Source organism: Archangium gephyra (genome assembly GCF_042230915.1).
Classification (GTDB): Bacteria; Myxococcota; Myxococcia; order Myxococcales; family Myxococcaceae; genus Archangium; species Archangium gephyra_B.
In genome coordinates, this window is sequence record NZ_CP102578.1 from 1,085,211 (window position 1) to 1,103,281 (window position 18,071).

General features: G+C 70.5%; 10 protein-coding genes. 9 read left to right on the top strand and 1 reads right to left on the bottom strand.

Translation table 11 applies throughout. The annotated features are described in order from the left end of the window. The first annotated feature begins 159 nt into the window (after positions 1–159). From NR798_RS04540 to NR798_RS04565, 6 genes are all read left to right on the top strand, one after another. A complete protein-coding gene (locus tag NR798_RS04540; RefSeq protein WP_375770169.1) occupies positions 160–2,187 on the top strand; it encodes a TonB-dependent receptor in 2,028 nt (675 codons plus the stop codon). Between the two features lie 69 nt (positions 2,188–2,256). Continuing rightward, the gene (locus tag NR798_RS04545; protein WP_375770170.1) at positions 2,257–4,257 is read left to right on the top strand and encodes a hypothetical protein; all 2,001 of its coding nucleotides are present in this window, start codon (positions 2,257–2,259) and stop codon (positions 4,255–4,257) included. 54 nt (positions 4,258–4,311) lie between these two features. Further along, a complete protein-coding gene (locus NR798_RS04550; RefSeq protein WP_375770171.1) occupies positions 4,312–5,841 on the top strand; it encodes an acyl--CoA ligase in 1,530 nt (509 codons plus the stop codon). After that, positions 5,838–6,827, top strand: a complete 990-nt coding sequence (locus tag NR798_RS04555) for a 2-dehydropantoate 2-reductase (RefSeq protein WP_375770172.1) — start codon at positions 5,838–5,840, stop codon at positions 6,825–6,827. Before NR798_RS04550 ends, NR798_RS04555 begins: the two co-directional genes overlap by 4 nt. Before the next feature lie 76 nt (positions 6,828–6,903). After that, positions 6,904–8,769 (top strand): NBR1-Ig-like domain-containing protein, encoded by a 1,866-nt coding sequence (locus NR798_RS04560; RefSeq protein WP_375770173.1) that lies wholly within the window; start codon positions 6,904–6,906, stop codon positions 8,767–8,769. Between the two features lie 153 nt (positions 8,770–8,922). Beyond that, positions 8,923–10,143, top strand: coding sequence for an esterase/lipase family protein (locus NR798_RS04565; RefSeq protein ID WP_375770174.1), 1,221 nt, complete (start codon positions 8,923–8,925; stop codon positions 10,141–10,143). Here NR798_RS04565 and NR798_RS04570 read toward each other — a convergent pair. Beyond that, positions 10,136–11,698, bottom strand: a complete 1,563-nt coding sequence (locus tag NR798_RS04570) for a CehA/McbA family metallohydrolase (protein ID WP_375770175.1) — start codon at positions 11,696–11,698, stop codon at positions 10,136–10,138. The genes NR798_RS04565 and NR798_RS04570 overlap by 8 nt on opposite strands. 218 nt (positions 11,699–11,916) lie before the next feature. Between NR798_RS04570 and NR798_RS04575 the strand changes: the two genes are divergently transcribed. The 3 genes from NR798_RS04575 to NR798_RS04585 are packed head-to-tail and all read left to right on the top strand — an operon-like array spanning position 11,917 to position 18,040. Then, positions 11,917–13,116: an efflux RND transporter periplasmic adaptor subunit gene (locus NR798_RS04575; RefSeq protein ID WP_375770176.1), complete on the top strand. Its 1,200-nt coding sequence runs from the start codon at positions 11,917–11,919 to the stop codon at positions 13,114–13,116. Positions 13,117–13,134: 18 nt separating this feature from the next. Beyond that, on the top strand, positions 13,135–16,299 hold the full coding sequence (locus NR798_RS04580; RefSeq protein ID WP_375770177.1) for an efflux RND transporter permease subunit: 3,165 nt from the start codon (positions 13,135–13,137) through the stop codon (positions 16,297–16,299). Between the two features lie 13 nt (positions 16,300–16,312). Next, positions 16,313–18,040: a sensor histidine kinase gene (locus NR798_RS04585; protein ID WP_375770178.1), complete on the top strand. Its 1,728-nt coding sequence runs from the start codon at positions 16,313–16,315 to the stop codon at positions 18,038–18,040. Positions 18,041–18,071 lie beyond the last annotated feature (31 nt).

The following is an 18,071-nucleotide window of genomic DNA, read 5'->3' on the forward strand; positions in this document are numbered from 1 at the left end:
GGCAGGAGACAGGAACGCGGACACATCCCCTCTCCCTCTGGGAGAGGGACGGGGTGAGGGTACCCGGCCCCCGGGTTCTGGATGCGAGGGGGTCCCGGGTATAACCCGATACCCTCACCCCAACCCTCTCCCAAAGGGAGAGGGAGATCTGAACCCGAGATGCGTCCGACGCCCTGTGTCCTGCTCGTGCTCCTCGTGGGCTCCGCCTCCCGGGCCGGGGAGCTGCCCCCGGAGGCCGCTGCCCCGCTCACCTTCGAGTCCACCGAGCTGAAGGACGTCGCGGGCACGTGGGGCGAGCCCTTCCGCGCCCTCATGGTGATGCCCGGGGTGAGCCACGTCGTCTCCGGCGCGAGCCTGCCCGTGGTGCGCGGCGCGGCGCCCTCGTCCACGGGCTTCTACCTGGATGGCGTGCGGGTGCCGCGGCTCAACCACCTCTGGGTGGGCCCCTCCGCGCTGCACCCCGAGCTCGTCTCCGGGCTCGACTTCCACCGGGGTCCCGCGCCCGCGCGCTTCGGCCGGGAGCTCGGGGGCACCGTGAACGCGCGGCTCCTCCCGCCGAGCACCGAGTCCGTGCGCGCGGTGGGCTCCATCGACCTGTTCAACGTGGGGGTGCTCACCCAGGTACCCATCGCCTCCACGGGGACTGAATTCACCCTCGCCGGCCGCTTCGCCTACAGCCCGTGGATCGCCGCCGCGGTCATCAACGGCACGCGCGGCACGCCGGGCCCGGATTTGGTACTTGGGCTCTTCGACTACCAGGCGCGCGTCACCCAATCGGTGGGCCAGGGCTCGCTGCGCCTGTTCGCGCTCGGCGCTTCGGATGACGCGGGCCTGAGCGGTCCGGGGGATGTCGTCCGGGTGGGCACGGCCTTCCATCGCGTGGACCTCCGCCTCACGCACCCGCTGGGGGTAGGCGAGGCCGAGGCCGCCATCACCTGGGGCCAGGACACGCTGGGTGCCACCGGGGGCGGTGAGGCCTCCCGTGTCACCGTGGGGCTCTCCGAGCGGACGCTCGGGGCGCGGATGGCCTGGAGGGCCGCGCTGTCCCAGGGGCTCGCGGTGGAGGCGGGGGCGGACGTGGAGCGCCGGAGCGCCGACTCGGAGCAGTCCACCACCTTCCGACCCGGCGAGGCGGATGACCCCCACCGGCCCACCGTCACCACGGGAGGACCCCAGGCCCTCGCGCGGGTGACGCTCGCGGGCGCGTACGCCCAGGCCACCTGGACACAGGGCATGTGGCGGCTCACTCCAGGCCTGCGCGTGGACGGCTACCTGCTGGCACCCGCGCTGAACCAGGTGGCCATCGAGCCCCGGCTGCATGCGCGGGCGGCGCTCTCGGAGACGGTGGCGCTGCGGTTGGGGGCGGGCCTCATGCACCAGGCGCCCAACCACCTCCTCGACGTGCCGGGCGTGCAGTCGGCGGCGCTGCGGCTAGGCCTGCAGCGGGCGCTCCAGGTGGAGGCGGGCGTGGACGTGCGAGGGCCCGCGGGCTTCACCTTCGGCGCGGACGTGTTTGTCCACCCGATGCTGCGCACGGTGGAGTTGGACGTGCTGTCCTTCGACATGCTCGCGGACGATCCGGTGGCGCGAGGGCGGGAGCGCACGGCGGAGGGCCACGGCTACGGCGTGGAGCTGATGGCGCGGCGCCCGCTGTCGGAGCGCTGGTCGCTGTTGGCCTCGTACACCTTCCAGCGGCGCACGCTGAACACGCGCGTGGAGCGGCGGGACGAGGCGGGGCAGGTGGTGGGAACGGAGGTGGTGCCACTGGCCTCGGCGCTCGAGCAGCTGCACGTGCTCAACGCGGCCGTCACCGTGAAGCTGCCGTGGGGTCTCACGGCGGGCACCACGCTGCACTACAACACCGGGGCGCCCGAGGCCGGGGGCCTGCTCTTCTCGTACACGCAGCGCGAGGGCGTGGACCCGGTGAAGGGCACGGCGCGCTGGGTACCGGAGGACCGGGACCGGGTGACGCGCCTGCCCGGCTACTTCCGGGTGGACGGCCGGGTGTCGAAGGCGGGCACGGTGGGGCCATTGGCGGTGGAGGCGTGGCTGGACGTCTTCAACCTCTCGCTGACGCGGGAGACGTTCCGCTACACCTATGGCACCGAGAAGGGTCAGCTGGTGCGCAAACCCTTGGGCCTGCCACCCGTGACGCTCCCCTCGCTGGGCATCCGGGCGAGCTACTGACGGTCACAACGCATCGCATGCCCTCTCTCTCCGTGGGGAGTTCATCACCTCCCGGGAGAGGGTACACACATGCAGCCGGGTAACGAGGGCAAGGACGCTGGCGCCGAGGGCCGTACTCCGTGGCGCCAGCGCATCCGCTCCGGAGCACGGAAGGCGGTGCGATTCCTCCGCGATGACTCCCAGGCCAGGGCCTGTCGGGTGTCGAACCCGACCAACCACCGGTTGAAGATCCGCCGCTCCGATGGCGCGATCCTCAGCGTCTCGCCGCTCGAGTGCTCCAAGCGGGTCTCTCCACAGGAAATCGAGGCCTTTGGCCTGCGGGAACTGGCGCAGCGGGGAACCATTTCCCTCCAGCCCGAGCCGAGCCGATGGGTGAAGTGGCTGGCCTTCCTCCAGTCACTCCTGGGCAAGCTGTGGCCGCTGGCCTTCGTCGTCGGGAGCTACTTCTTCCTCAGTGACGTGCTCACGGGCGCCCGGAGGTATCTGCGCCTCTCGCTCGTCCTCCTGGGGCTCTCGCTCGTGTCGAAGCTGGTGGTGCGCCGGCTGGGGAGCAAGGATGAAAGCCGGTCCTCGCTCGCGAACTGGGCACGGGGAAAGTTCTACGGGCTCCTGCTCCTGTCCATCGGGTTCGGCGTTCCGGGCCTGGTCATCCTCGCGTCCAAGGGCTTCATCTCCCATCTGCGCGAGGTGCTGGTGGCCCTGCCGGCCTGGGTATCGCCCGGGGGCCTGCCACTCCCCGAGGTGCCCGCCAACGCCCGGCTCCTCCTCGCCGGCCGCCTGCTCCAGTGGCTCTTCATCGGTCTGCTCTCCCTGCTGCCGGCCCTGCTCTTCTTCTCCTTCGATCGCGAGCACCAGGGCACGCTCCGGGAGCGGTTCATCGCTCATATCTTCCGGTTCGATCCGGAGGTGAAGACCCGGCAGGATGTTCAGGCCCGCTACGGCAAGCAGATGGACGAGGCCTATGGCGCCGAGCGCCGCGACGGCGTCGTCCGCCTCCTCCCCACCCGGCGCTCCCCGCTGCTCATGGCCACGCTGGCGCTCGCGCTCGGCTGGTCCTTCACCCTCTTGGGCACGGACCCGCGGCTCGTCACCGGCTCGCTCGCCACCCCCGCAACGGTGAACATCCTGGACTTCTTCGAGCCGCAGAAGGCCACGCTCACGTTCGGCTTCCTGGGGGCGTACGCCTACGCGTTGACCACCACCTTCCGCAGCTATGCCCGAAGGGATCTCCAGCCGAAGATCTACAGCCACATCACCACCCGCGTCTTCACGGTCATGGTCCTGGCCTGGGTGCTGGACGAGAGCTGGTTGATGATTCCGGGCGTTCAAGGCGACAAGTCGGCCCTGGCCGCGCTGCACACGCTCGCCTTCGTGATGGGCATCGTCCCCGAGACGGGGCTGGTCTTCATCAGCGAGATGCTGCGCACCACCTTGCGGCGGCTGCGGCGTGGCGCGAAGGATCCGGGCTTCCAACTCGTGGATCCGCACGAGCCGCTCACGAGCCTGGAGGGAATCGATCTCTACGACCGGGCGCGCCTCCAGGACGAGGGGGTGACGAACGTCCAGGCACTGGCACGCCATGACGTGGTGGAGCTGATGCTCCAGACGCGCGTCCCGGCACCGAGGCTCCTGGATTGGGTGGACCAGGCCATCCTTCACCTGCATGCCAACGCGGGCGGGCAGGTGGATGGCAAGCCCGACCCCCTGCTCCAGAACCTGCGCCGGTATGGCATCCGTACCGTCACGGACCTCCTGGAGGCCAGTGCGAAGGCCCAGACTCCCGAGGCTCGCGCCGAGCTCATCAAGCTGCTGTCCGGCCCGGAAGCGAACGGGACCATTCCCCGGCTCCAGGTCGTGCTCGACACCATCGAGGACGAGGAGTGGGTGGCACAGCTCCTCTGCTGGCACAAGAGCCAGAAGGTCCGGGAGGAAGTCGTGGATGTCCCGGGACCTCGCCCCGAGCCGGAGGACACCCGGCCCGGGCCCGCGGACTCCACCTCCCGGCCCTCGCTCCCGAGTGTCACCGGGCGCCGGACCGGCGACGGAGCGGCTGCGCCCCCTGTTGCGTGAGCGCACCGGAGGGCATATCCGGGAGCCTCCAGCCGCAGCGGAGGAGGACCGGGCATGTACCTCGCGGACACGGTGGTGGGTCTCATCGAGCACGGTGGCGAGGGAGACCTCGCCATCGGAGCGCCGGGACGGCCCGGGTTGACGCATGGGGGCCTGCGGGAGCTGGCCCGGCACACCGTCACGGCGTTGAACGGCATGGGCCTGGGGCGCGGGGACCGGGTGGCCCTGGTGCTGCCCAACGGGCCGGAGATGGCGGCGGCCTTCGTCACCTTCGCGTGCGGCTCCACCACCGCGCCGCTCAACCCGTCCTACCGGGCCGAGGAGTTCGACTTCTACCTCTCCGACCTGAAGGCCCGGGCGCTCGTGCTGCTCGAGGGCATGGAGAGCCCGGCCCGCGCCGTCGCCGCCGCGCGAGGCATCCCCGTCATCGAGCTGGTCCCCGACGCGGGTGGGCCCGCGGGCCGCTTCACCTTGAAGCCGGAGCGGCCGCTCTCCGGCACCCCGGCGCGGGCGGGGTTCGCCGAGGCCGTGGACGTGGCGCTCGTGCTCCACACCTCGGGGACGACGGCGCGGCCGAAGATCGTCCCCCTGAGTCACGCCAACATCACGGCCTCGGCGTACCACATCGGCCAGACGCTGCGGCTGGGGCGCGAGGATGTCTGCCTCAACATCATGCCGCTCTTCCACATCCACGGGCTCATCGCGGCGGTGCTGGCGAGCCTGGCGGCGGGCGGCGGGGTGGTGTGCACGCCGGGCTTCAACGCGCTCAAGTTCTTCGGCTGGTTCGAGGAGGCGCGGCCGAGCTGGTACACGGCGGTGCCCACCATGCACCAGGCGATCCTCGGCCGCGCGAGCCGCAACACCGGGCTCATCCAGGCGGGGCGGTTGCGCCTCATCCGCTCGTCCTCCGCGTCGCTGCCGCCGCAGGTGATGGAGGAGCTGGAGCAGGTGTTCGGCGTGCCGGTCATCGAGAGCTACGGCATGACGGAGGCGTCGCACCAGATGGCGTCCAGCCCCCTGCCGCCCCGGCCGCGCCACGCGGGCTCGGTGGGCATCGCCTCGGGGCCCGAGGTCGCCATCATGGACGGGGACGGAAACCTGCTGCCCCCGGGCGCACTGGGGGAGGTCGTCATCCGGGGCCGCAACGTCACGGCGGGCTACGAGAACAACCCCGAGGCCAACGCCAAGGCCTTCACCCACGGCTGGTTCCGCACGGGAGACCAGGGGGTGCTCGACGAGGCGGGCTACCTGCGGCTCACCGGCCGGCTCAAGGAGATCATCAACCGGGGAGGCGAGAAGATCAGCCCGCTCGAGGTGGACACGGTGTTGATGGACCACCCGGCGGTGCAGCAGGTGGTGACGTTCGGCATGCCGCACCCGAAGCTGGGCGAGGAGGTGGCCGCCGCCGTGGTGCTGCGCGAGGGCGCGAGCGTTGGCGAGCGGGAGCTCCAGGACTTCGCCTCGGCCCGGCTGGCGGACTTCAAGGTGCCGCGGAAGATCGTCTTCCTCGCGGAGATCCCCAAGGGGGCGACGGGCAAGCTGCAGCGCATCGGCCTCGCCGAGCGGCTGGGGCTCACGTCATGAAGATCGCCATCTTCGGCGCGGGAGCGATGGGCGGGTTCCTCGGCGTCCGGCTGGTGCAGGCCGGAGCGGACGTCACCTTCATCGCGCGCGGGGCCCACCTCGCCGCGATGCGGGACAAGGGCGTCACCCTGCGCAGCGGCGGCGAGAGCGTCACCGTCCGGCCGCCGTGCACCGATGACCCGGCCGAGGCGGGGCCGCAGGACTACGTCCTCGTCACGCTGAAGGCGCACTCGCTGCCGTCGGCGGCGGCGCAGATGGTCCCGCTGCTGGGCCCCGAGACGGCGCTCGTCACCGGCATCAACGGCGTGCCCTACTGGTACTTCCACGGCCTCGACGGGCCGTACCGGGACCGGCCGGTGGAGAGCGTGGACCCGGGCGGGAAGCTCTGGGAGACGCTGCACCCCTCGCGCGCCATCGGCGCGGTGCTCTACCCGGCGGCCGAGGTGGTCGAGCCCGGAGTCATCGAGCACACCTACGGGGACCGCGTCACGCTGGGCGAGCCCGATGGGAGCAAGAGTCCGCGCGTCGAGGCGCTGTCGAAGCTGTTGATCCGCGCGGGCCTGAAGGCACCGGTCCGGCCGCGCATCCGGGACGAGCTGTGGGTGAAGCTCTGGGGCAACCTGGCCTTCAATCCGCTCTCGGCGCTCACGGGCGCGACGCTGGACAAGCTCGCGACGCAGGGAGACCTCCGGGCGGCGGCGCGCGCCATGATGGTCGAGGCCCAGGCGGTCGCCGAGGCGCTCGGGGTGCGCTTTCCCATCGACGTGGACAAGCGGATTCAGGGCGCGGCGGAGGTTGGCGCGCACAAGACGTCCATGTTGCAGGACCTGGAGCGCGGCCGGCCGATGGAGATCGACGCGCTGCTGGGCGCGGTGGTCGAGCTGGGTCAGCTCGTGGGCAGGCCGATGCCCTCGTGCGAGCTGGTGCTGGCGCTGGTGCGAGAGCGCGCACGGCAGGCCGGCTGCTACCCGGCCGCGACCCCGTAGCACTCCCACTGTTTCATACCCATCTTCATGTTCTCCTGATAAGCAGGTTTATCCGGAATTAATGGAGAGGCATTACATGTCCAAGAAGATGTTCGCCCTGGCCATCGCCGTGCTCGCCACCTTGTTCGGTGGAGCCGGCCCGGCGTGGGCCGCCAACGGCTCCCAGTTCATTTCCCAGGACGTGCCAACGACCATGGTCGTCGGCCAGGTCCGCACCGTCTCGGTCACGATGAAGAACACGGGGACGACGGCCTGGACCCAGGGAGGCGAGTACAAGCTCGGCACCCAATACCCCCAGGACAATACCCTCTGGATCGGAGGCACCCGCGTCTACCTCTCCGCCACGGACTGGGTCGCGCCGGGGCAGGAGAAGACCTTCACCTTCAACATCACCGCGCCCGGCACACCGGGCACCTACTACCTCCAGTGGCGGATGGTGCAGGATGGGGTCGAGTGGTTCGGCGCCTATTCCACGAACGTGGCGATCCAGGTCACTTCGTCGCCAGTCGATGACGCGCAGTTCGTCTCACAGAACGTGCCCACCACCCTGAACCCCGGTGAGACGCGCTCGGTCTCGATCACCCTGAGGAACAGCGGCAGCAGTACCTGGACGCAGGCCAGCAACCTCAAGCTGGGCTCCCAGAGCCCGCAGGACAATACCCTCTGGGGCGACGGCCGCGTGCTGCTCTCCTCCACGGACTCGATCGCACCAGGACAGCAGAAGACCTTCACCTTCAACATCACCGCGCCGGGCACGCCGGGCACCTACCCCTTCCAGTGGCGCATGCTCCGCGAGTACGTCGCCTGGTTCGGCCAGTCCACACCCGCCGTGACCATCAACGTGGTGCAGAACGTGACGCTCTGCCCCGGAGTGCAGGTCACCGCCGACGGAGTGACCGACTCCGGTCCGGCGTTGCAGCAGTGCATCAACAACACGCCCCCGGGCGGCACCCTGGAGCTTCCGGCGGCGGCCTACGGCATCGCCACCCAGGTGATCATCAACAAACCGATGACGCTGCGCACCCGTGGCACCGCCGGCTCGAGCCAGAGCTGCGAGGCGATCGCCTGCGCCACGCTCAAGGCCACCCCCACCTTCAACGTCAATGGCGGCGGATTCCTGGTGGTGGAGAACACCACCGACATGACCATCGACCACATCGTCCTCGACGGCAACCGCGGCGCGCGCCTCGGGACGACCGCGGCCAGCCAGTGCGCGGCGGGTCAGAACCGCTGGGGGTTCAACGCGCGCATGAGCAATTGCCGTTTCTGCCGGTTCACCTGGAACGTGAGCAAGAACGCTCTCTGCGGCACCGCGCTCGAGTTCAGCGGCGATGACGCCACGATCAGCAACAACATCGTGCGCGGCAACGGCCAGAACGCGCAGAGCGGCATGTGGGCGGATGGCATCACCATCCACTACTCGGACCGTGCCACCGTCACCAGCAACACCTTGGTCGACAACAGCGACGTGGCACTCATCCTCGGCGGTGGCCGCAACGCCTATGTGGCCTACAACTCGATCCACCAGCCCGGCCAGGTGACCTTCGCCGGGCTGATGCTCGACAACTTCAACGGCGCCACCCACGGCGACTTCGCCGGGGCGGTGGTGACCCAGAACACGGTGGACTGCGGCACCGCGTACAACTGCCACTTCGGCATCAACCTGGGTCCCCACGCCTGGTACCTGTCGGCGAACATCCTCGGTGGCTCCGTCTACGGCAACACGGTCACCAACGCCCGCCAGGGGATCAACGTGGATGGGGCCGGCACCGCGACGAGCCCGCTGACGCTCTACGGCAACACCGCCACCGGCTCGCCGGGCTCGGCGAGCTTCCTCTGCGGGACGCGTTCGACCTCGAACCTCAACATCAACGACTCGGTCGTGAACCGCAACGGTGACACCACGCCGGCCACCAACTGGACCTGGCACGGCTGCCCGTAGGGTGGTCCCTGGCTCACGGCCGGCCGGCTGCTCCCCGGCCGTGAGCCCCTGGTCCCGAGCACCCGTCACACCACCTCCCCTCGCACTCCCTCCATGAGGAAAAGAGTGTGAGGGCGCGTCGCGCTCCACCTCGCGACCTTCGAGGTGTTGTCCATGCAGAACCACATCGTGCTCGTCCCCGGCTTCGGCGGCTTCGATGCACTCGGCTCGTTGCGCTACTACCACGGAGTGACCCCGGTGCTCGGGTCGTCCTCCTTGGTGCTGCACTACTTCCCCAACCTCCCCACGGCGAGCGTTCAGACGCGGGCGCGGCGGTTGCGGCTGTGGCTCGGCGAGCTGCAGGAGCGGCGGGTGGTGGGGGGCAAGGACGTCATCCACCTGGTGGGCCACTCGACGGGTGGACTCGACATCCGGCAGCTCCTCATCGACTACCGCAAGCGTGAAGGCACCCATGCGCCCGGTAAGGACGTGCTCGATCGCATCCGCACCGTGCAGTTCCTCTCCACGCCTCAGCGGGGGACGAACCTGGCCCGCCGCGTGAGAGGCCTCGGGGGTGTTTCGCGTGTCGTCACCAAGTGGGGGCCGCGCATGCTCTACGAGACGACCCGTGCGCTCCGGACTGGGGGCGTGGGTTTCCTTGGCCGGTGCCTCCAGGGCATCTGGCCTCCCACCGAGGGCTCTCCCGACTGGCTCGATGCCGCCATCCAGACGATGGTGGGCTTTGGCGCCAGGCGGGAGAACCTCGAGCGGGCGCTCGCTCGGGCCTCGTACTTCGAGACGCTCCGGTGGCTGCTCCACATGTGCACCGACGTCGCCGCCATCAGCGACCTGGACCCCATCCGGGCCCCAGGCGCGCCCGAGAGCCCGGCGCACCGGAAGACGGCCGACGAGGAGCGGGCCTTCCTCGAGGCGCGGAACATCCGCTACCGCTCCATCGTCACCGTCGCGAAGCGGCCGGCGAAGAGCTCGCGAGGGCTGTTCAAGTTCGTGTACGGGCTGACCGAGCGCCACCCACCCGCGGAGCTGGGCCAGCCCCAGTCACTCCCCTGGCTGCTGGCGCGAGGCGAGGGAGAGCTGGAGCCGTCGGACAACGACGGCATCGTCAACAGCGTCTCCATGGTGTGGCCCGATGCGAAGTCCTGCTTCCTGGTGGAGGCGGACCACGCGGACGTCATCGGCCATTTCGACTACTCCCAGCCGGCCCAGCAGGATCCGGATGCTCCGCAGCGCTACTACCAATACGACCTGCTGTCCTCGGGCTCGGGATTCGGCCAGCGCGAGTTCGATGCGCTGTGGGGGAAGATCGCTTCCTTCACCGACAGCTGGAAGTACCCGAGAGCGCTCGAAAAGCCCGATGAGGCCTGGGTCATGTGAGCCGGCGCCTTCGTCCGAGCGCCAGCACCGCGAGCGCGAGCACCCCCGCGCTCCAGCCCGGAGCGGAGCCACAACCACAACCCCCCGGCTCGGTGAGCGGGGGCACGGGGCCGGGGTGGCCGCGCATGTCCGCGGTGCGGGCAATCCACAGGTGACTGGTGACGGTGCGGGGATGGCCGTTGAGCCACACCTCCACGCGGAAGCGATCCTCGCCGTGCCCGGGCGCGGTGATGTCCCGCTCCACCACGAAGTCGTCCGAGGTCACCTCGACGAGCGGAAGGCGCACGCCATTATGGACGAATCGCACGTGATGACCCCGGGCGCCGGTGACGCGGGCGCTCAGCCGGGCGCTCTGCGCGAGCACGGTGTCCCCGGTGGGGGCCACGCTGCTCGACAGGTCCACCATGGGGTCCTCCGGCCCCTGGAGCTTCACCACGGTGCGGCCGTTGCGGATGCCCTCGAGCAGGGCCGCCACGCTCAGCTCGCGCGCGTACACCAGCGTGGTGGGGTTGCCGATGGCGCTCTGGGTGAAGTCCAGGTCCACCCCAGCGCGGTGATCATCACTGCCGCCGAGCGCCGCGGTGTGGTGCCCCTGCGCCACCAGCCAGTCCCAGTAGCCGAGGGCGCCCTCGGAGAAGAAGCGCCCCAGCTTCTCCCAGCCGCCGTTGGCCACCTCGATGGCGTCCACGCCGCCTGGGGGCACGGTGAGCTGCCACGCGCAGCCGATGCACAGATCTCCCACGTCGTAGGTGGGGTGGTTGATGGAGAAGAGCGCGCCCTGGCGGTGGAAGGCGTCGATGGCCTCGGCCAGGGTGATGTCCTCGTTCACGCGCGGCGGCACGTAGCGGGTGGCGCCAATGGCGTTCGCGTGGCCCGAGTAGGTGGTGTACTCGACGCCCGGCACCAGCAGCAGGCCGGGGTGGCGCGGCTGGGCGTCCACGAGGAAGTCGAGCGTGGACGTGGTGTTGTGCTCGGTGAGGACGACGAAGTCGAGCCCCTGGCCCCGCGCGTAGTGGGCGAGCTCGTCCAGCGGGGCCTTCGCATCTCCGCTCTCGCGCGAGTGGACGTGGAAGTCGCCCGCGTACCAGCGCGGCTGGGAGGAGAGCGCGTCGGCGGGGTGGTAGGGCTGGCGCTCGGGCTGGGGCGCGAGCCGGGGCACCGTGCGCAGGTGCACTTCAATCCGGTAGCGCGCGGGCGTCTTGCGAAGCTTCGCCTTGCCCACCGTCACCTTCCAGGTGCCCGGGGGCAGGGGGCCGGCGAGGTACGAGCGCGAGGCGGCCTTCTCGCCCACGATGGCGGGCTCCTCGTTGCCGCCGCCGTAGCCGCGGAAGCCGGCCGGATCCTCCAGACCCCAGTCGAGGATGTTCTCGCTGGCGAGGTCCTCATGGCGGACCTCCAGCTCCACGGTGCCCGGCGGCACCTCGAAGGGCACGGAGAAGAAGTCGCCCTCGCCAGGCACCTCCCCCTCGAGCACCAGCGGGTCGGCGGCGAGGGCGGACGTGCAGGCGAGGAAGCAGGCGAGGAGCGGGCCGCGGAACGAGAGGAGGGGACGCACGGGACGCGCAGCGTATCCCATCCCACCGGACGGCCGCCCGGGTGCTCTCCGGGCCAGGGTGCACTCCCGAGGCATCGCGCGCGTCGTTGGGAGGACGGATGAGTCCAGGCAGGCAAGCACCAGGGAAGCAGCCAGCGGGGGAGGCCCGGAGGGGAGACGGGATGCAGGCGGGCCAGCGTGTGCACATGTCTACGCGGCGTGTCAGGAGGTGGCGAGGCGTGAGCACGAGTCAGGGACACCGGAGCGCGGCGTGGGGCGTCCTCGCGTTGCTGGCACTGGGGGCGTTCGCGGGCTGCAATCCAGCGAGCTCGCAGCCGCAGCAGCCCCAGGCGCCGGCACCGGTGGTGCTCGGGCCGGAGGACGTGGCGCGGGTGGAGCCGCAAGAGCTGCGCAGTGGGCCCGTCCTCTCCGGCACGCTCCAGGCCCGGCGCGCCGCCACCATGCGCGCCGAGGTCCAGGGCGCCGTGCTGGAGATGGTCGTCGAGCAGGGCCAGCAGGTGAAGAAGGGCCAACTGCTCGCGCGCATCGAGGACAGCTCGGTGCAGGATCAGTTCCTCGCCGCGCGCACCGCGGTGCGGGTGGCGCGCACCGGCCTGCAGGTGGCCCGGGCCGAGGAGGAGCGCAATCGCACGCTGTCCGCCGAAGGCGTCATCACCCGCCGGGACTTCGAGCAGGCGCAGCTCGCGCGAAACCAGGCCCAGGCGCAGCTGTCCGAGGCCGAGGCCCGGCTCGCGCTCGCGCTCCAGCAGGTGGGGCGCACCCGCATCCGCGCTCCCTTCTCCGGCGTGGTGAGCGAGCGCCTCGCCAGCGCGGGTGACATCGTCCAGCCGGGCGCGCCGCTCTACACCGTCATCGACCCCACCAGCCTGCGGTTGGAGGCCTCCGTGCCGGCCGCGCAGCTCAACACGCTCGAGCCCGGCGTGGAGGTGGACTTCAACGTGGGCGGCTATGGGGACCGCTCCTTCAAGGGCCGCATCGAGCGCATCAACCCCGCGGTGGACCCGGGGACGGGCCAGGTGCGCATCTACGTCACCCTGCCCAACACGGAGCAGGACCTGCTCACGGGGCTCTCCGCCGAGGGCCGGGTGGCGTCGATGCGGCGCGAGGTGCCCGCGGTGCCGGTGGCGGCGGTGGACGTGCGCGCCGAGCCGCCCACGGTGTTGCTCGTGAAGGACGGCCACGTGGAGCGCGTGCCGGTGACGCTCGGCATGCGGGACGAGCTGGCGCGCCTGGTGGAGCTGCGCTCCGGCGTGCAACCAGGGGACGTGGTGCTACGGGCCTCGGCCGGAAGCGTCGCCGAGGGCACCCCCGTGGAGGTGCGGCTGCCCGAGCGGCCCCAGGAGCCCGAGCCGGGCGTGGGCGGTGCTGGCACGCCTCCGCCGGCAGGGTCCCCGCCCCAGCAACCCGCGTCCCGCTGAGCCGAGGAGAGCCATCCCGTGTTCATCTCCAACTTCGCCATCAAGAAGCCCATCGTCACCATCACCGCCATGCTGGCGCTGGTGGTGTTCGGCCTGGTGGCGCTCATCTCCCTGCGCACGGACGAGTTCCCGGACGTCCAGCAGCCCATCATCAACGTCACCATCGTCTACCCGGGCGCCTCCCCCGACGTGGTCGAGCGCGAGCTGGTGGAGCCCATCGAGGACGCGCTCTTCAGCATCAACGGGGTGGATGCCGCGAAGTCCACCTCCAGCGCCATCGACGGCCTCGCCCAGTTCACCGTCTACTTCAACTACGAGAAGGACCTGCAGCAGGCCTCGCAGGACGTGCGCGACGCCATCTCCAGCAAGCGCAATGAGCTGCCGCTGGAGATGGAGGAGCCCGTCCTCACGCGCTTCGATCCGTCGGACATGCCCATCGTCTCGCTGGCCATCACCTCGGACACGCTGCCGGCCACGGCGCTCACCCGGCTGGTGGACCCCGGCATCGTCGGCGAGCTGCGCTCAATTCCCGGCGTGGCCCAGGCCACGGTGGTGGGTGGCATCGAGCGGGAGATGACGGTGTTCGTGCGCCCGCAGTCGTTGCAGGCCGCGGGGCTGAGCATCTCGCAGGTGGTGCAGGCGCTGCAGGCGCAGAACCTCGCCGCGCCGGTGGGCCGGCTGGACGGGCCGCTGGAGGAGACGACCATCCGCCTCAAGGGCCGGCTGGAGACGCCCGAGGACTTCGCCCGCGTCGTCATCGCCGAGCGCGGGGGCCAGCCCATCCGGCTCGGCCAGGTGGCCAACGTGGTGGACGGTGCCGAGGATCCGCGCACCCTGGCCCTCTTCAACGGACGCGAGGCGGTGGGCATCGACATCCTCAAGGCCAAGGGCTACAGCACCACCGAGGTGGCCAACGCCATGCGCGAGCGCATCCAGGCCCTCCAGCCCACGCTGCCCCAGGGCGTGAAGATGGAGATCGTCCGCGACTCGGGCGTGCAGGTGGACAACGCGGTGGAGAACGTGCAGTCCGCGCTCGTGGAGGGCGCGCTGCTCACCGTGCTGGTGGTGTTCCTCTTCCTCAACTCCTGGCGCTCCACCGTCATCACCGGCCTGGCGCTACCGGTGAGCGTGCTCGCGTCCTTCATCAGCGTCTGGGCGTTCGGCTTCACGCTCAACACCATGTCGCTCTTGGGCCTCAACCTGGCCATCGGCATCCTCATCGACGATGCCATCGTGGTGCGCGAGAACATCGTCCGCCACATCGAGATGGGGAAGGACCACTACACGGCCTCGCGCGAGGGCACGGCCGAGATTGGCCTCGCGGTGGCGGCGACGACGTTCTCCATCGTGGCGGTGTTCGTCCCGGTGGCCTTCATGTACGGGGTGGCGGGGCAGTGGTTCAAACCCTTCGCCCTCACCATCGCGTGCTCGGTGCTGGTGTCGCTCTTCGTGAGCTTCTCCCTGGACCCGATGCTCTCGGCGTACTGGCCGGACCCGGCGGTGGAGAAGGGGGCGCACAAGGGGCCCCTCTCGCGGGTGCTCTCGCGCTTCAACCACTGGTTCGACCGGCAGGCGGACCGCTACAAGGGCGTCATCGCCTGGGCGTTGGACCACCGGCTGGCCATGGTGCTGGTGGCGGGGGGCTCGCTGGTGGGCGCGCTGGCGTTGCAGGCCTTCTTCGGCGGCGCGGGCTTCGTCCCGACGAGTGACCGGGCCGAGGTGGAGATGCTGGTGGAGACGCCCGCGGGCTCCAGTCTCGAGTACACGAAGCGCAAGGTGGACGAGGTGACCCGCATCGCGCGCAACCACGGGGAGGTGCGCTACACCTTCACCACCATTGGGACGCCGCTGCCGTTGCGCTCGCCGGGCGTGGACCAGGCGCTGGTGTACGTGAAGCTGACGCCCAAGCACGAGCGCCACGTGAGCCAGGAGGAGCTGGGCGTCACGCTGCGCCGGGAGATGTCGAGCGTGGCCGGGGCGAACGTGTCCGTCTTCACCAGCGGCTTCGGCGGCGCCTTCAAGTCCATCCAGTTGGAGCTGCGCGGGCCGGACGCGGGGGAGCTGACGCGGCTGGCCGAGCAGCTGCGCCGCGAGGTGGAGAAGGTGCCGGGCGCGGTGGACGTGGGCCTGTCCACGCGCGGGGAGAAGCCGGAGGTGGAGGTGGAGGTGGACCGCGGCATGGCGGGCCGGCTCAACGTGACGGTGGCCCAGGTGGCGCAGTCGCTGCGCGCGGCCTTCGCGGGGGTGGACTCGGGAGACTGGGTGGACCCCTCGGGCGAGACGCGGGACGTGACGGTGCGGCTGGTGCCCGAGGCCCGCACCCGCCCGGGAGACCTGGAGCAGCTCCCCCTGGTGGCGGGCGCGGCGCCGGGAGGGCCTCCGGCCCTGGTGCCCCTGGGGCAGGTGGCCCGCATCCACGAGACGGTGGGGCCCGCTCAAATCAACCACCTCAACCGCGAGAAGGTCATCAACATCCAGGCCAACGTGCAGGGGCGCTCGCTGTCGGAGGTGATGACGGACATCCGGACGCGGCTGGACCAGGTGCGGCTGCCCGCGGGTTACGTGCTCGGCGAGGGCGGCGAGGCGAGAGATCAGGCCGAGGTGTTCGGCCGCGTCTTCCTCGCGCTCGGGGTGGCGGTGCTGCTGATGTACCTCATCCTGGTCATCCAGTTCGGCTCGTTCCTGGATCCGCTGGCCATCCTCATCTCGCTACCGCTCTCGCTCATCGGCGTGGTGCTGGCGCTGCTGGTGACGGGGGACACGCTCAACATCATGAGCCTCATCGGCGTCATCCTGCTGATGGGGATTGTCGCCAAGAACGCCATCCTGCTCATCGACTTCGCCAAGTGGGCCCATACACGGGGCCTGCCCATGCGCGACGCGCTCATCGAGGCGGGCCGCATCCGTTTGAGGCCCATCATGATGACGACGCTGGCCATCATCGCGGGCATGGTGCCGGTGGCGCTGGGAGCGGGGGAGGGGGGCGACTTCCGCGCACCGCTGGGACGGGCCGTCATCGGCGGCGTCATCACCTCCACTCTGTTGACCCTGCTGGTGATTCCGACCGTGTACGAGATTCTCCACGACTGGCGTACGTGGATGTTGGGTAGGCTCAAGCGCAACAAGGGGCACGGGGACCGCGAGCCGGTGCACGGTCCACCCCAGACGCGCCCGGGTACTTGAGGAAGGACCGAGGTTGGCCCAGGCAACGGTGCATACGGAGTTGTGCCGGAACCTGCGGAGGCTCTCCCTCCTCACGGCGGGCCTCGTCCTCATGGTGGGGCTGGTGGTCCTCATCGCCTGGCTGGCGGGCATCGAATCCCTCAAGGGCCTGCGCCCGGGCCTGCCCACGATGAAGGCCAACACGGCCCTGGGCTTCATGCTCTCCGGCGCCACGCTGGTGCTGGTGGGCCTTCCCGAGCCCACTGCCTTCACACGGCGGGCCGCGCAGGTGGGCGCGGGGCTCGTCATCCTCCTCAGCGGCCTGACGTTCGCTCAGTACGTCTTCGACGTGGACCTCGGCATCGATCGGCTCCTCGTGGAGGACCCCCGGCGGGGCGTGGAGCTCGGCTACCCGGGGCGCATGGCGCCCAACACGGCCCTCTGCTTCATCCTGCTCGGGGTGTCGCTCCTGTGCATCGAGGTGAAGACGCGGCTGGTGGGCTGGCCCTCCCAGTATCTGGCGGCGCTCGCGGCGCTCATCACGCTGGTGGGCTTCGTGGGCTACCTCTACGGGCAGCAGGAGTTCCCCGGCCTCAGCCGCTACGCGCAGATGGCGGTGCACACCACGGTGTGCTTCCTGTTGCTCTCGGTGGGCGTCTTCTTCGCTCGTCCGGACCGCGGCTTCATGCGGGTGATCACCCACTCGGGCCTGGGCGGGGTGCTCTCGCGCTGGCTGTTGCTGCCGGCGCTCGTCCTGCCCGTCCTCCTGGGCGGGCTGGCGCTCATGGGCTACCGGGCCGGGGCCTACGCGCTGCCCTTCGCGCTGGCGCTCATCGCCGTGGGCAACGCCGTTGCCTTCACCGCGCTGGTGTGGGGGGCCTCCTTCGCGCTGGACAAGGCGGAGGTCCGGCGTCAGCGCGCCGAGGAGGAGCGGATGCGGCTCGAGGCCCGGGAGCAGGCCGCACGGGCCGAGGCCGCCGCCCAGCACCGCGAGCGCTCTCGGGCCGAGGCCGCCGAGCGGGAAGCCCAGCGTGCCGTCCGCACCCGCGAGGAGGTGTTGGCCATCGTCAGCCATGACCTGAAGAACCCGCTGGGCTCCATCTCGCTGACCACCCAGTTGATGCGGCGGCTCCTCCCCCCGGGCGCCGAGGGCGAGCGGCTGCTCAAGCACACGCACACCATCGAGCGCTCGGTGGAGCGGATGGACCGGCTCATCAAGGATCTGCTCGACATGGCCAGCCTCCAGGCCGGCCAGTTCAAGCTGGTCCTGGGGCGCTACGCGGTGGACGACCTGGTGCGCGACGGCCTGGTGCTGCTCGAGCCCCTGGCCATCGAGAAGCGGGTGGAGCTGCGCACGCGCCTGCCCCGGGAGCGCTACTGGGTGGAGTGCGACCGGGACCGGTTCTTCCAGGTGCTGTCCAACCTGGTGGGCAATGCCCTGAAGTTCACCCCCGAGGGGGGGACGGTGACGGTGCAGGTGGTGCCCGGGGAGGGCTTCATCCGCTTCTGTGTGAAGGACACCGGCCCGGGCATCCCCGCCGAGGCGCTGCCCCACCTCTTCGAGCCCTTCTGGCAGGTAGAAGGGACGGGCAAGAAGGGCACGGGGCTGGGCCTCACCATCAGCCGCGGCCTGGTGATGGCCCATGGGGGCTCCCTGGAGGTGGAGAGCGAGCAGGGGCAGGGCAGCACCTTCTCCTTCACCCTGCCCCGGCCCTCGTCCCAGGCGGAGCGGGAGCGGACCCCCGAATCCCCCGTGCACTGAGCAGGCGGGCGAGCATCCTTTTTCGAACAGT

Coding starts and splice junctions, on each gene's coding strand:
- NR798_RS04555 (WP_375770172.1), top strand. CDS start 5,838: ATGAAGATCGCCATCTTCGGCGCGGGAGCGATGGGCGGGTTCCTCGGC.
- NR798_RS04560 (WP_375770173.1), top strand. CDS start 6,904: ATGTCCAAGAAGATGTTCGCCCTGGCCATCGCCGTGCTCGCCACCTTG.
- NR798_RS04545 (WP_375770170.1), top strand. CDS start 2,257: ATGCAGCCGGGTAACGAGGGCAAGGACGCTGGCGCCGAGGGCCGTACT.
- NR798_RS04550 (WP_375770171.1), top strand. CDS start 4,312: ATGTACCTCGCGGACACGGTGGTGGGTCTCATCGAGCACGGTGGCGAG.
- NR798_RS04540 (WP_375770169.1), top strand. CDS start 160: ATGCGTCCGACGCCCTGTGTCCTGCTCGTGCTCCTCGTGGGCTCCGCC.
- NR798_RS04565 (WP_375770174.1), top strand. CDS start 8,923: ATGCAGAACCACATCGTGCTCGTCCCCGGCTTCGGCGGCTTCGATGCA.